This is a genomic window from Planktothrix tepida PCC 9214 (assembly GCF_900009145.1).
Lineage (GTDB): Bacteria > Cyanobacteriota > Cyanobacteriia > Cyanobacteriales > Microcoleaceae > Planktothrix > Planktothrix tepida.
Window position 1 is genome coordinate 1 of the sequence record NZ_LN889909.1, and the last position, 219, is coordinate 219.

The 219-nt window shown below is 36.5% G+C and carries 1 protein-coding gene; it reads right to left on the minus strand.

What is annotated here, in order from left to right:
* Positions 1-219 (minus strand): hypothetical protein (locus PL9214_RS31850; protein ID WP_186440529.1); only part of this gene is annotated, 219 nt, incomplete at both ends.

The window sequence follows — 219 nt, forward strand, 5'->3', positions numbered from 1 at the left end:
GGACTCTTGCCATTGATAATTAAACGTTCCTAAACCATCAACATCCGCTAAAGTATTGGTGGCGGTTAAAATTTGGTTTTGTGTTGCTGTTCCTGTAATACTAACATTACCTGTCGGTAAGTCGTTAACATTAGTAACTACAGCAGTTGGACTACTATTAACTGTTTCTGCTGTTCCTAATAAGTCAGTATAACTAACTTTTACTTGTACCTTTTTCCC